Origin of the sequence: Hyphomonas sp., assembly GCF_965284475.1 — a bacterium.
Classification (GTDB): domain Bacteria; phylum Pseudomonadota; class Alphaproteobacteria; order Caulobacterales; family Hyphomonadaceae; genus Hyphomonas.
The window spans coordinates 725,498-740,837 of sequence record NZ_OZ260087.1; the positions used below are offsets into that span (position 1 = coordinate 725,498).

The 15,340-nt window shown below is 53.6% G+C and carries 7 protein-coding genes, 1 tRNA gene and 1 pseudogene; 3 read left to right on the forward strand and 6 right to left on the reverse strand.

The genetic code is table 11. The annotated features are described in order from the left end of the window. Positions 1-124: 124 nt before the first annotated feature. Positions 125-198, forward strand: a tRNA-Ile gene (locus tag ACQ66M_RS03405). Between the two features lie 16 nt (positions 199-214). On the opposite strand, the gene ACQ66M_RS03410 is transcribed toward ACQ66M_RS03405, so the two are convergent. From ACQ66M_RS03410 to gmd, 5 genes are all read right to left on the reverse strand, one after another. Beyond that, positions 215-1,168, reverse strand: a complete 954-nt coding sequence (locus ACQ66M_RS03410; protein WP_045696636.1) for a UDP-glucuronic acid decarboxylase family protein — start codon at positions 1,166-1,168, stop codon at positions 215-217. Next, a complete protein-coding gene (phhA, locus tag ACQ66M_RS03415; protein ID WP_430401863.1) occupies positions 1,168-2,082 on the reverse strand; it encodes a phenylalanine 4-monooxygenase in 915 nt (304 codons plus the stop codon). Before phhA ends, ACQ66M_RS03410 begins: the two co-directional genes overlap by 1 nt. A 137-nt stretch (positions 2,083-2,219) precedes the next feature. Next, on the reverse strand, positions 2,220-3,182 hold the full coding sequence (locus tag ACQ66M_RS03420) for a glycosyltransferase family 2 protein (RefSeq protein ID WP_430401865.1): 963 nt from the start codon (positions 3,180-3,182) through the stop codon (positions 2,220-2,222). 445 nt (positions 3,183-3,627) lie between these two features. After that, entirely contained in the window at positions 3,628-4,584 is a 957-nt protein-coding gene (gene fcl / locus ACQ66M_RS03425) for a GDP-L-fucose synthase (RefSeq protein WP_430401867.1), read from the reverse strand. A 29-nt stretch (positions 4,585-4,613) separates the two neighbouring features. Next, positions 4,614-5,684, reverse strand: a complete 1,071-nt coding sequence (gene gmd / locus ACQ66M_RS03430; RefSeq protein ID WP_430401869.1) for a GDP-mannose 4,6-dehydratase — start codon at positions 5,682-5,684, stop codon at positions 4,614-4,616. A gap of 242 nt (positions 5,685-5,926) precedes the next feature. Here gmd and ACQ66M_RS03435 point away from each other — a divergent pair, with 242 nt between their 5' ends. After that, positions 5,927-12,814, forward strand: coding sequence for an FkbM family methyltransferase (locus tag ACQ66M_RS03435; protein ID WP_430401871.1), 6,888 nt, complete (start codon positions 5,927-5,929; stop codon positions 12,812-12,814). 256 nt (positions 12,815-13,070) lie between these two features. On the opposite strand, the gene ACQ66M_RS03440 is transcribed toward ACQ66M_RS03435, so the two are convergent. Then, positions 13,071-14,009 (reverse strand): class I SAM-dependent methyltransferase, encoded by a 939-nt coding sequence (locus tag ACQ66M_RS03440; RefSeq protein ID WP_430401873.1) that lies wholly within the window; start codon positions 14,007-14,009, stop codon positions 13,071-13,073. Between the two features lie 165 nt (positions 14,010-14,174). Here ACQ66M_RS03440 and ACQ66M_RS03445 point away from each other — a divergent pair. After that, positions 14,175-15,288, forward strand: a pseudogene (locus ACQ66M_RS03445) (transposase). Positions 15,289-15,340 lie beyond the last annotated feature (52 nt).

Consider the following 15,340-nt stretch of genomic DNA (forward strand, 5'->3'; position numbering starts at 1 on the left):
ACGCTTTCTGCCACGTCTGGCGCTTCACTAGCTGTATCCCCCGCTTCAATGCAAATTCATGACCAGAACGCGTGAAATGCGCCATTGCCACAGGGGGTTGGCATGCGTAAACGGGAGGATCAGTGGGCCTGTAGCTCAGTTGGTTAGAGCGGACCGCTCATAACGGTTTGGTCGCAGGTTCGAGTCCTGCCGGGCCCACTGGACATGCGGGGCCTCAGCCCATCACCCGGATCTCTTCCTCGAAATAGGCAATCGTCGGCTTCAGGCCGTCATCAAGCCTGACCGTCGGTTCCCAGCCGAGCTTGTCACGGGCCAGCGTGATGTCGGGCTGGCGCTGTCTTGGGTCATCCTGCGGCAAGGGGCGATGGACCAGTTTCGACTTAGACCCCGTCAGGTCGATCACCCGCTCGGCCAGCTGGCGGATGGTGAACTCGCCCGGATTGCCGATATTCACCGGTCCGGTAAATTCAGGGCCTGTCCCCATCAGCGATACCAGTCCCGTCACGAGATCGGACACATAGCAGAAGCTGCGCGTCTGGTTGCCATCGCCGTAAAGCGTGATGTCTTCGCCTTTCAGGGCCTGCACGATGAAGTTTGATACAACCCGTCCGTCATTCGGATGCATGCGCGGGCCATAGGTGTTGAATATACGCGCCACCTTGATTTCGACCTTGTGCTGGCGGTGATAGTCGAAAAACAGGGTCTCGGCGCACCGCTTGCCTTCGTCGTAACAGCTGCGCGGACCGATCGGGTTCACATTGCCCCAGTAATCCTCGGTCTGCGGGTGGATCACCGGATCGCCATACACTTCCGACGTTGACGCCTGCAGGATGCGCGCGCGGGTGCGCTTGGCGAGACCCAGCATGTTGATGGCCCCGTGCACACTGGTCTTGGTCGTCTGGACAGGGTCGAACTGGTAATGGATCGGGCTTGCCGGGCAGGCGAGATTATAGATCTGGTCAACTTCCACAAAGAGCGGGAACGTCACGTCATGACGCATCACCTCGAATTTCGGATTGTCGAGCAGGTGGGCGACATTCGTCCGCCGGCCCGTGAAGAAATTGTCGACACACAGGACTTCGGCCCCGGTCTCGAGCAGGCGCTCGCACAGGAATGAACCGATGAAACCAGCGCCGCCGGTGACGAGAATACGAGGGACATAATGCATTATGTCGACGTGCGGGCTTTTTCCGAAGGGGTCAATAGGCCGGCTTTTCGCTTCTCGAAATAGGCCAGCGTGCCCCGGTTGAGCACCTCATCACCCGGCGCAACCTGGTGGGCTTCGAAATCGGGCTTTCCCCTGACCTCGGCATAGACGTTTCCGAAGTCCCTGTAGCAGGCGTCCAGCAAGGCTTCGAAACTGTCGATCACGAAATAGGTCTGCTGGAAATCATCAATGATGTATTTTGTCCGCATGATACGCTGCAGGTCGAACCCGATCCGGTTCGGGCTTTCACCTTCCAGAGCGAACACGGTCTCGTTCGGGCTGGACAGGATGCCGGCCCCGTAAATGCGCAAGGCCCCGCCTTCGCGAATCAGGCCGAATTCAACCGTGTACCAGTACAGGCGCGCCAAATTGTGCAGCTGACCCAGATCCATCGCCCGCTGCCCGCCCTTACCATAGGCTTCCATGAAGTCGGCAAAGACCGGATTGGCCAGCATCGGCACATGGCCGAATATGTCGTGGAAGATGTCGGGTTCCTGCAAATAGTCGAATTCTGCCTCAGGCCGGATGAAGGCGCCTGCCGGAAAGCGCCGGTTGGCGAGATGATTGAAGAACACGTCATCCGGCACCAGCTCTGCAACCGGCACGATGCGCCATCCCGTCAGAGGCTCCAGCCGGTCTGACAGCTGGGCCATGTCGGGAATGCCGGATGCAGACAGCTCCAGCGCCGTCATGGCATCAAGGACAGCCTGGCATGCCCGGCCGCGTGTCACTTCGCGCTGGCGGCGGAACAGCCTGTCCCACCGGTCATGCTCGGCCGCAGTATAGGAGCCCCAGTCCTGGTCGATCGTGAAATCCGCCGCGCGGGGCGCAGTCGCATAACGATTCTTCGGGGGCGTTTGTGTGCTGTTAGTCATGGGCCGCTTCCGCAAACTGGCTCTGGCGCAACGGGAATCTCGCCAGAAACGCAATTATGCGCTCTTTCGGCAGTGGATTGAACCATCCAGCCGCAGAAAAAGTTTCAAATGAAACGAAAACGCTCTGCTCAATATCCCTATTCAGCCGCTCGAATGACCTGGCGTTCAGTCGTTGCCAGGGTCGCAGGCTCTGCATGGCCGACCTCGTCCTTGGGTGGCTTGGGATAGAAATAGGCTTCCTTTTGCGCCCGCGACAGGCGGCGGTGCTCATTATGTCCCCGATAGGTGCCGAGGTATTGCATGAAACGGAAGCTGACGATCTCCGGCAGATATTTGAACAATGTCCGCTCGCTCCACGCAGAGCCCAGATCATGCACGCTGCCCGCGATGAAATATCGAATCGCATCGAATGCAGACACGTGCACTTCCGGCATGATCGTGCGGAGGGTCAGCGCTTCGCGATAGTAACGTCGGCGGGTCTGCCTCAGGGTCTCATCATGAATGTGGACAACGGCGGCGGAAGCAACATAGTCGACTTTCCCGCCGTCGAGCACGATTTGCCGGGCGAGCACCATATCTTCAAGGCCGGTACATTCTTCGTCAAAACGGTATCGCGCCCAGACGTCAGCGCGAATGGCCGCGTTTGCGTTGTTGCAGAAGAAGCCTTCCTGGGGGATCCGGTCGAAAGCCGGGAAGTACTTCTCAAACAGGCGTTTCTCCGAGAAATTTGAACTTTCGTCCCCGATCTGGCGGCCATAGGTATAATCGGCCTGGCCATCAATCAGTGGCTGGATCAGGGCCTGAAGCCAGCCATCATGAGTCGGGATACAGTGGGCCGAGATGAACACGAGATATTTGCCCGACGCCGCTTCGCAGCCCCAGTTTAGTGAGCGTCCGAAGGTGAATTCCGATTTACCAATATGGCGGATGTTGCAGCCATGGCGTTCGGCAATGGCAAGCGTGCCGTCTGTGGATCCGCTATCCACAAGGATGATTTCGGACGTCAGCCCGTCCAGTTTCTGAATTTTGCAGGCCTTCAGGGCGTCTTCGAACCAGCGCTCTTCGTTGAGCGCTCTGAACACTATACTCACGTCCACCATAACACCTGATTCCTTTGGCGATCCGACCGTTCGCTCTACCCTTGCGGGCATTCGTTGCCCCCGCAACGAGAGTATTTGCTTCTTGCCTAAGGCGAAAAGCTAACGCCCCCGTAAAGACCCCGTCAATCGAATAAACCGGTTGTGCGTCTAAATTAAGTCACCTGCCCTGTGTATTTCGTACCGCCATTCCGCGGCGCTGCTAGCTCATGGCTGACCCGCTCCTTGGCACTGTGATGTGTCTAAATGGTGAGGAGTGGCGCCAATATCACTGTGTACGACAATCTTCTGGCCCATGAAGCGATTCGTCATTTGAGCTGCAATTGCGCGGTTCACGTAGCTTTTCAGCATGGATGCCATTTTCTGGAAGCTGAGCCAGGGGTCGCGGTGGGGTCCACAAATGGTTCGGATCCTCGTTTGGCGGAATCTGCGCACTGCGCCACTATGCTCAGGCACGAAAATCCGACTCGCTCGCGTGATCGAGAAACCAGTCATAGGTCGATTGCAGGCCTGCATCCAGATCGATGCGTGGTGACCACCCAAGCGACGCGATCTTGTCGCCGCTCATCAACTTTCGCGGCGTACCGTCCGGGCGCGACGTGTCGAACGTCAACTCACCATCAAATTCCACGGCCGCCATCACCTTGCGAGCCAGATCAGCGATTGTCAGGTCGGTCCCGGATCCGACATTCACGTGCTGCTCGCCTGAATAGTTCTTCAACAGGAACACAAGCGCATCCGCGCAGTCATCGACATGCAGGAATTCGCGTCGAGGCGATCCAGTGCCCCAGATTTCCATTGTTCGGGCGCCAGCGTGCTTGGCATCGTGCGCCTTGCGCATCAACGCCGGAATCACATGAGAATTCTCAAGGTGGAAATTGTCGCCCGGCCCGTAAAGATTGGTGGGCATGCCGGAAATATAGTCCACGCCATATTGCCGTCGATACGCCCCGCACAGTTTCAGGCCAGCGATCTTGGCAATGGCATACCATTCATTTGTCGGCTCTAGCGGGCCAGTCAGCAAGGCATCCTCTGTGATCGGCTGCGGGGCAAGCTTCGGATAGATGCACGACGATCCGAGAAAGAGCAGCTTTGATACTTCGGCGCGGAAAGCCGCCTCGATGACATTGGTTTCGATGACAAGGTTTTCGTAGAGAAAGTCTGCCGGATAGGTATCGTTGGCTACAATCCCGCCGACCTTGGCGGCTGCGAGCACGACCGCATCCGGTTTCCGATCCGCAAACCAGGCGCGCACGCCTGTCTGGTCGAGTAGGTTCAGTTCATCACGGCCGGCTGTAATGACCTCACAATTCTCCTGTTCCAGTCGCCTAACCATAGCGGCGCCGACCATGCCCCGATGGCCAGCGACGAAGATTCGGCAGTCCTTCAGATTAAAGTCGGTCATCACGCCTCTCCCCGTTCCGCTTCGGCAGCCTACTCAGCGCGATTGCGGCGCCAGTCTTCACTTTCTGCAAGCCTGAGGTCGGACTGGACCATTTCCTTTACGAGTTCCGGGAAAGTGGTCGTGTGGCGCCAACCAAGCTGGGTTTGCACCTTTGTGGGGTCACCAATCAGCAAATCCACTTCAGTCGGCCGGAAATAGCGCGGGTCGATCTTGACCAATACATCGCCAGTCTTGCTGTCCACGCCGGTTTCATCAACACCCTTCCCGTCCCAACTGATCTGTCGGCCCACTTCAGCGAAGGCCAGTTCAACAAACTCGCGCACCGAATGAGTTTCACCTGTCGCTAGCACCCAATCGTCCCCGACATCGTGCTGAACGATGCGCCACATGCCCTCGACATAGTCGCGCGCATGGCCCCAGTCGCGCTTGGCGTCGAGATTGCCGAGAAACAGTGAGGTCTGGAGCCCTCGTTCAATGCCCGCGACGGCGCGGGTGATTTTGCGCGTAACGAAGGTCTCGCCTCGTGTCGGCCCCTCGTGATTGAACAGGATACCGTTCGACGCATGGATGCCATAGGCCTCGCGATAATTCACCGTGATCCAGTAGGCATAGAGCTTCGCGGCAGCATAGGGGCTTCGTGGATAGAATGGTGTTGTCTCAGACTGGGGGACTTCCTGCACCTTGCCATAAAGTTCCGAAGTGGAGGCTTGGTAAAAACGCACTGACTGCTCAAGTCCGAGAATGCGAACAGCCTCCAGCAGGCGGAGAGTGCCTAGTGCATCAGCGTTGCCAGTATATTCAGGTGTTTCAAAGCTCACCTGAACATGACTTTGAGCCGCAAGATTATAGATCTCGTCCGGCTTGGTTTCCTGAACCAGGCGAATAAGATTGGTCGAGTCGGTCATGTCTCCATAGTGGAGATGGAACCTCGTGTCTCTTTCGTGAGGGTCAACGTAAAGAGAATCCACTCTTGCAGTGTTGAATGAAGATGAACGTCGTTTCACGCCATGGACCCAGTAACCCTTAGCAAGCAAAAGTTGCGCAAGATAGGCGCCGTCCTGTCCGGTCACTCCGGTGATGAGTGCTGTTTTTTGAGACATCCGAGACCCTATGGCTGATTTGATGTACGCCCACTTTTTGAACTTCGCGCTCTTGCCTGACGATGTTTAAAATATCAACCCGGACGATCCAGTCTTGATGGGAAATAAAACCCACCCGGCGAGAGTTATTGCGGGTTGCTCGCATCCGCTAAACGCTGTTAACGGATAGTCCTTTGGAACAATGTCGGCCTCCCGGCTGGGCGTCTGTTCAGACACAGTACAATCCGCGAGTGTATTGAACGATGAAATCGCTTGTTTTGCTTTCCAATGCCAGCTCGAATTCCGACTTGGACGGCCTTATTGCCCGCGCAAGCTGGTATCTTTGGCCATTCGCATCTCAGATAGCTAAGATTACTATTATAACACAGAACTACGAAGAAGTTTCGGAATTCCAGCTCCCCGAAATTTTTGATTCGGCTCTGAGCGCACATGTTTCCGAACTTCTACCCAAGTTCTGCACCGTTGCGTGGTCGGGATTGTCTGATCCGCAAAAGAGCGCGGTCATAAGTAACATAGACGGTGTATTTCTAGCTTCGAAAGTTGGCTGGATTTCGCGCGACAAGGATATTGCCGCTACGATTTCCGCCGCCAAGTCCAAAGGTCTGTTCTTTGAGGTTGATCCAGAACACACACGCATGGAAGGCTCGTTCTATCTTTGGGCGGGCCTTAAGCTGTTTGGTGACGCCAACAAAATCACAGAGCAAAACTACGAAAGATTCACAAAATTCAGAGCGTCCTTACCACCAAAAAATCGCGCATATGTTTTCGGCACAGGACCAAGTCTTTCCGATTTTGCGGCCTCTCACAATTTCGACGACGGGCATTGTGTAGTCTCCAATTCAATGGTCAAGAATGCCGAATTGCTTAGGAAGCTTAAGCCCGTAGCCATAGTTGCGGCTGACCCGATTTTTCATGCTGGATGTTCGCGGTATGCGGCGGCTTTCCGATCTGAGCTCATCGGGGCCATGCGCGCAACTGGTTGCTATTTCATCACATCACTCCGCGATTACAGTATCTTTCACGCTTTCTTACCTGCCGATCTTCGCGACCGCCTGATCAGCGTTCCTTTCGATAGCACGAATGGGTTCAATCCTGACCTCGCTGCACAATTCAGCGTGCAGCCTCTTGCTAACATCCTCACACTTCTTCTGCTTCCTCTAGCAGGTGCGATCGCAGAGGAAATTTGCGTCGTCGGTTGCGATGGACGCCCGATTGATGAGAACACCTATTTCTGGGGGCACGACAAGTCGGCACAATTCAACGAAGAAATGGACAACATTAAACTTGTACACCCTGCATTTTTCGCTGTCGATTATAGCGATTATTATTCTGAACACTGCGCAAATGTGAGTATCGCGATAGATGCTCTTCAGAGCCGGAACAAGAAGGTCTTGTCTCTGACCCCCTCGTACATCCCCGCCCTTGCCAACCTCGGAAGCATTGGTGATTTTGTGGCTGCCGCCGCTGACAACGATAGCGGCCTCGCATCTGATAATGCACCACATATCGTGTTGATCGATCCCGACGGAAAAAATGCCTCAGGGCACTTCCTCGCCTATGATCGCCGGATATGGGAGACTGCAAATGAAAACGGGCAACAAGTTACCCTTTTAAGTCGACTCGATCTGGATCAATCTGCCGCACCAATTGATCTTGTGATCAAGAAATGCTTCAGCGTTCACAGTTGGGAAATTGGCACTCGAAATGACGGAACAAGAGCTACTCTAACTGATAAGTTCATTACGGAACTTCGTAATGGCTTAAATCAGATTCCCCGGAGCAGTCGTCGCGCAACTATTCTGTATCTATATTGCGGCAGCTTGGAGCACACATTCGCCATTCACAAAGTGCTGCAGGATTTTCCAAACGTTTCGGCACACATCAACCTTTTCTGGCAATCCAATACCAAGTATGAGCCCGCAGCCTATCTCAACCGCTGGCGACCGCAGATTGCCAAATTTGCTTCTAGCGATCAGATCCACCTCAGCGTTCCGACAGAAACGGTAGCACGCCAAATGGAGGCCCATTTCGGCCTTAACTTAAGCGTTGCACCGCACCCTAGTACAACCTTCTCAGACGCGGCAGCCCGACGGCTGGCATTAAGTCCCGTTCGTCAATTGAATACAAAGCCGAAGGTGCTTTTTCCAGGTGGCGTGCGAATGGAAAAGGGATTCGGATTAACCGTTGAAGTTGCTGAGTTGCTCAAGACCGATCTCGATCTGTCAATATGTGTCCGATCGAATGCAGATAATTCTTCCTCCATAGCGCGTGAACTAGTCGAAAAGCTAAAAGGCACGGGTGTCGAAACCAGTGATGGATATCTAACAGATGATGCCTTTTCTGAGTTTTTGGCCAAAGGGGATATAATTGTCTGCCCTTATCTTGCTTCGCATTTTGCGGCCCGGACTTCTGGATTGGTAATTGATGCCATGATCCTTGGCAGACCAGTTGTCGCACTAAAGAACACTTGGCTTGGTGAGTTCACTGAGCGAAACAAGATCGGCATTGCAGCTGACCCAAATGCAGCCTCTATCGCTGCCGCCATTCGTAAGGTCGCCAAGAACTATGACAGCTTCGCACGAAGTGCAGCGAAGGCGAGGAATGCATACCTCGACACGAACTGTTGGACGCGTCTCCTAACCACCATATCCGTGGACACGTTGCGCCATTGCTCCCATGACGCGCGTGTCGGCCCCGGGCGGACTAAAGCAGAGCTTGATGCAGCTATTTCAAATCTGCCTTCCAATCTGAGATCAGCCATCTTTCTGCCGACCGATAGAATGTCCCTTACCGAGAAAGCAGACGGCATCGAGAAGGTTGTAGAACTTTATAGCGGCAGTCTGACCAAAAAGTATGTTCCGAAATTGCGCGCACTTAAAGAGCGTCGCAAGAGAAAACGATGCTTCATAATTGGAAACGGGCCGAGTCTCAAAAACACCGACCTGAGTTTTCTGAACCGAGAGGACACATTCGTAACCAACGGGTTTTTCCTGAAATTGCCTGATCTCGGCTGGGCACCCACCTATTATGTCGTGGAAGATCATCTGGTTGCAGAAGACCGAGCACACGAAATCAACCTGCTGCGCGGCTTTACCAAGTTGTTTCCTGCGAGCTTGCGATATGTGCTAACCCCAGATTCAGACACAGTCTATTTTGACCATCGTCCCCGAAAGAGCTTTCCGCACGGATTCGATTTCTCATTCGACGCTGATGAAAATACTTATGCGGGTGGCACCGTGACGTTTACATGCATGGAACTTGCCGCATATCTTGGATATGAAGAGATCTATCTGATTGGCGTAGATGCCGACTATGCTATTCCAAAAGACGCCGAAGTGTCCGGAGGCGGACGAGTTAAAGAATTGGACATGGCATCCGATGATCCAAATCATTTCCATCCGGATTATTTTGGTAAGGGCAAACGTTGGCACGAACCAAACGTTGACGTAATGATCCAAGCTTACCAAGAGGCTAAACGCGCATGTGATGCGCGAGGACTTCGAATCATCAATGCGACAGTGGGTGGCCGTTTAGAAGTCTTTCCCCGTGTCAGTTATAATTCCCTCTTCGAAATCTATCCTCCAACCATCAGGACGCTTTTGCTGGATATGACGCGTTGCGGGGACGCAACCGCAACTGGTGAACTTAAGGCGTCACTTTTTGAGGGCTGGCCAAGAGATCAACTGCTGCAGATATTTGACGGTGGTGAAGGCAAGCTCGGATTGTATCTGGATGGTGAAACAATCGTCTTTGACGAACCGAGTGGGCAGGACAAGATCACAATCGATTCTGCCGTGGCTGCGTTTCAGCCGCAGGTCGTGCTCTACAGACCAACCCCCAAAACCGATGTTTTGCACACGGTCGCAATGAGGCTTATCGAACAGTTGGATTTGCCGCTAGTGACTTGGATTATGGACGATTGGCCACAAGCCTACATTCGCGAAAATCCGAAGAAAGGTGAGGCCCTGGATGCAGATTGGCGCAAACTAGTCAAACAATCGAGCGTTCGGCTTTCCATCAGTGCTGCTATGTCGGATGCCTTTAGCGAGCGATACGGATTGCCATTCACACCCATAGCCAATGGCATAAACCCTGCGGACTGGAAACGGGCATCACCGCCTGAACCCAAGACTTCGTTCAAAATTCGGTATGCGGGTTCACTTGCAGAGAACATGACTCTGGACTCTGTCAAGCTCACAGCCCAAGCCGTCGAAGAACTTGTATCAGAAGGCGTCAGTATATCGTTTGAGATCAAGACCCGGGAGCGCTTTAGGGCCACTGCCCAAAACAATTTCCGGAATTTCCCCAACACGTCATTTGTTGTCGCAAACTTATCGGCAGCCGAGTATCGGAATTGGCTATCTGGGGCCGACATTGTTTTGATCGCCTATAACTTCGACGAGGCCTCCAAAGCTTACACGCGGTATTCGTTGGCAAACAAGCTGCCCGAATGCCTTGCATCCGGTTCTGCCTTGCTAGCGGTAGGCCCAGAAGATGTCGCGACAATTTCTACCTTAAGAGAAATTGACTGCGGTGAGCGTGTGGTGGTGAACAGCCTGGAGGAGGTCACAGCGGCGCTACATCGCCTTGCGGGATCGGCAGAGCGAAGATACAGCTTGGCAGAAAAGGCGCAGAAAGTGGCAGCTGAAGAATTTAACATCGAAGCTGCTCGTAGGCTGCTCGCCAAAGAGATCACGCGCGCTAGTTCACGTTTAGCAAGTGCTGAAGTTTCGGGGAAACCCCGATCGGCAGGAGCTCATGTGGACGAAACAGCAGTCGTGGCACGCATACTAACTAACCGACGAGGTCGTGACCACGTCATGCTTGACGTCGGAGCTCACTACGGCACATCCGCAAGCTATTTCCACAAGCTAAATTGGTCAATTCACTGCTTCGAACCAGATGAATCGAACCGGCAAAAACTTCAAGCCAAGCTGGGAACCGCTGAAGGCGTAACCATCGATACTCGCGCTGTGAGTGACAAGCCTGCCACTGGCGTCTCCTTTTTTACCTCAAAAGAAAGCACCGGCATATCAGGACTGCTTGCATTTCGGGATACTCATACCGCATCGTCGAAAGTTGATATCACCACAGTCGCTGAAATCGTGTCTGCGCGCCAGCTTTCCCGGATCGATTTTCTCAAAATTGATGTGGAAGGATATGACCTCAACGTTCTCAAAGGCGTACCTTGGGACCAGTTGAAGCCTGACGTGATAGAGTGCGAGTTCGAGGATGCAAAGACGTTGAAGCTCGGTCATACTTGGAAAGACATCGCAGAGTATCTTCGTACGCGCGGATATACGATCTATATCAGCGAATGGCATCCTATTGTACGATACGGCATCCCGCACCAATGGCGACGGGTCGTCCCCTACCCTGGCGAAACCATGTCATCGAAATCTTGGGGTAATATTCTCGCATTTAGAATTGACCCAGGATACGGCGCCGTATCAAAGGCCTTCGACGATCTGGTTGCTTTCAGACAACCAACTTCGCCCTCTCCCCAAGCGGGAATCCAAATCAAAGCAGAGAGCATTAATCCGATGTTGATGAAAACACCTCCTTCGGCAATACCGACTCAGGATCCACAGGTGCAAAAATCCCAATGGTACAAGGAATTGGCTCTCAAAATTCATAATGTTTCACCCAAACTGTACAGCATAGTGCGATTCATGCGTCGAGCCGGCGTCCATATCTTTTCGCGCCGCATACTGCTTTTGCCAGTCGCTATTGTCGCAGTACTCATCGCTTTTGCCCTATTTCTCCCGAGTTTGGCACCTTACCGCCCCTGGATTCTTGTGTCGGCTTGCGCCGGTCTTCTAGCCGCGCTTCTTGGGTACATCGCTTTCCGCTCTCATGCACATCTGGAAGCGTTGCATCATCAGGTTGCAACGCTCAATCAGGAGACCTCAAAGCTGCGCACTCAGGTGGTGACGGCACAAACGCTGTTAAGCTTGAACGCTCGAAATGCGGCCAAAACGACAGCCGAACTCGTGCACACAACGCTAGCACAAACGGTTTCGCCGCGCCTTGACGCAGTACTATCGGGAAGTAATGCGGATCGCCGTCGAATCGACACGCTTGACACAAAGATGACTGCGATCAATGGCAGGCTCAGTACCTTGGATAGCAAGGTCAGTGCCGTTGATGGAAAAATCAGTGCTATCGACACGGTAACGAAGAAATCAGTTGAAGCCGCCGCGACCCTTCAAAAAACGCTGACGAGCAAGGTCGACACGATTACGGCTTCGGTGAAGTACTCCTCGGACAAGACTGCGCAAACTGACAAGTGGTCGCAATTTAACAACGCAACTTGGTTCCAGTTTTTTAACCGCCGTCTCTCCGCCGACCACATCGCTGTACTTGAAACCGAATGGCGTAAACGTCTTTCGGTACCGGTCAGCCGGGCGATCCTAGGCTATATGGCAAACCGCGCTTGCGAAATTGAAAACCAGCTAGCCGGTCGCCTTGCCACTTCGATCGAGGATATCCTGCTGCGTTCACTTGTTGCGCGTGCGGTTAAGGGCTCGCGGATCAATGTGCTGGAAATTGGAACACTGTTCGGCACCGGCGCAGCTATTATGTTTGACGCCCTTGCCAATCACTATGAGGAAATCCACTTCACCCTCCTCGATCCACTTGAGGGATACTACAGTTCGACTCAGGCTGACATCCTGACAGGTCAACCCATTGACGAGCGCACGCTCAAGCGAAATCTGGATCGGGTCGGTATGCGTGAGGATCAGTACACCCTGATAAAAAACTTGAGCACAGAACTCGAAGCCATTGAAGCAGCTGGTGCGCGTCAGTACGATGTTCTCGTGATCGATGCCGACCACTCTTATGCAGGCGTTAAGACTGATTTCGAAAATTATGCACAGTTCGTCAAGCTTGGCGGCTATATCATCTTCGACGATTACAGTTCACCAGACTGGCCAGATGTTCAGGCTTATGTGGACTCGGAACTCGCCCATATCGATTATATTTCGCTTGTGGGCGCAACGTGGCGTACGTGCGTCTTTCGAGTCGTAAAGAGCCCAGGCGCAAACAGCAAATCTTCCGCCACCACCAAGCCACGTACTCGAAAGGCTGCGCCTGACCAGAAAGCCGATCCAAGTACGCCAGACTAATGTATTTGTCTTGGCAAAGCTATTCTTGTTCCTATTTCCAGTTAGCCCTTATAAAGGCATTTTGCGAGGATGATGAACTGTAGAATGATGTCGTTGAGGGTCGCTATGGGTGGTTGACTCCGCTTCTGCATATCTCGGCACATCGCTGCGAAGTTTGGCTCGAACCAGGCAGCGACGACAGTTCGCATCAAATGGGCTTAAGGTTCAGGTCTTACGGCCAGAAGAAACCGAGCCTTTGCGGTGTCTATGACCCAATCTAAAGCACCTTAAGGTTGCCTTTTTCCGTTTCGAAACGGGTTGCGCCGAAGCGTGGCTTATCGACGGGTGGATGGAATGGAAAATCCGGGGAGTAATCCTTAGGATTAATCACCGAATTGAACACCAAAGGCTTTGCCTGGGCGACATTGGCAAACAAAGTTGGCTTGGCTTCAAGGTCTCTGAACCGAAACTCATCGTCGCAGGTATCTCGCTTCAGCATCTGCTTTATAAATGGTGCAACCTTGCCGTCTTCGAGTAGATGAGTTCTAGACACAGCTTTCAATAAGAGCGTGATGCGACGCGGCCCGTTCAGTTCACGAATGGCTTCCACCGCAAATCCCGAAAGGTTTGCCATTCCGATCAAGGCATTTCGTGTTGGCACGAAGTAAGTGTACGGTTCATTTACCGCCTTTTCGACACCATTGAAGGTGAGATGAGCGTGATTACTGCTTGTATCGAAAGGGGTCTCCATTATCAAATATCCGTTGTCCCGAAGTGCAAAGCGCGGGAGAATGAAGGCCTGCATCGGGTGAAACATGTGATAAATCACACCGGCGCAAACAATCACGTCAAAAGACTTATTTGGGAACATGCTCGGCATGTCGCGGACTTGCTTATTCGGCAAGTATTCAACCTTCTCAACAAGCTTCAGGATGCTCCGCGCAAGCCGGAAAGTGGGTTGATCATAAGTATCGAGACCGATAACTCGCTTGGCACCCAAACCCGTCGCTCCGAACGCTATCAACCCATCGTATGTACCTATATCCAGAAGCGAAGCCTCACGCAGATCGAGAGCTCGGAGTAATTCATAAACCCCAAAAAGCGTGACGTTTTGCGGCTCCCCTGCCGGAAAACGTCCGCTGGAAGCAAATTTGCCGAAATCTATCGCGTGAAACCACCTTTGTGCTTCGACTGCTTTCTGGAACTGGAGGGTCATACATCTTCCTCGAAACAGTATTCGATAAACAGGATAAGTGCCTCAAACTCGATCATGAACCGCGCCGGGTTTGCGGGAGGCTCCTTTTATTGAGAGAGTGGAGCTTCGCCACACAAAAAGCAACGAGCAAGATGATCACCCGAGGTGCGCGAGCGTGCAGTTCGGATGGCAGAAGAACTTGGGGCAGATCGCGCCTCGCTATGGGCGAGCATCGTGTCGATCTCGGACCAGTTCGGGTGTTCGCCAGAGACGCTGCATAACTGGGTTCAGCAGCCAGAACACAACGTAGGCAAGCGAGCAGGCCCCAGTACCGATGAACGCGAACGGATCAAGGCACTTGAGTGCGAGAACCAGGAGAATCGCCAGACAAACGAAATCCTCCGGAAAGCGCCCGCATGTTTCGCACTGGATCGAAGGCAGTGCGGCATCGCTTCGAGCGATGACTGAAATGCTCGACCGCTCACTGAAGCTAAGACCGCCTTCATCAACGACCACCGAGATGCCTATCGGGGCGAGCCGATCTGCAGAGTTCTGCCGATCACCCATCGACATATTACGACCACATCGCAAAGCGTCACCATCCCGAGACAGCCGCACCACGTGTCCATCACGAAGCCATCCTGCGGCCTGTGATCAAGCGTGTGTTCAATGACAATCACACCGTCCAAGGGGCCGAAAAAGTCTGGCCGCAAGTGCAACGCGAAGGCTTTGATGTGGCGCGCTACATGATCGAACGGTTGATGAAGGATCAAGACCTTCACGGTGTTCGGCACGGCAGGAAGGTGCGTGCGAGCGTGCCAGACACATCAGCGCGATGCCGGCGGGCTTAAGGTGAACGGGAACTGTCGGGCATTTGCTCCGAACCGCCTCGGGGTTTCGGACTTCGCCTTTGTCTCGCCCTGGGCAGGGATTGCCTGTCGCCTTCATCATTGATGCTTGCTCGCACCTTATCGTTGGCTGGCGGGTCAGCCGGACTGCACATGCAAGCTTTGTCCTTGTTGCGCCCAAGCCGGTCTTTCATGCCCGAAGACCGGCTTGCTGAAGCAGGCCTCGAGCCTTACGGCGGCAGCGCCGGAGACTCCGATGCAATGCGCGAGGCAGAGACGATCAATGGTCTGTACAAGTCTGAAGTCGTTCATCGAAAGGCACCATTGAAGTCGATGGACGCCGTCGCGTATGCGCCCCTCATCTGGGTGGACGGGTTCAACAGTCGCAGCTGCCGGCTGAAGCTGTGGCCAACGCCTATGCAGCGCTCAGGGAAACCGTTATCTCTGCATGACCTCAACCAAATTGCCTCTGGGGTTACCGGGACGATTCAATTATATACTTGG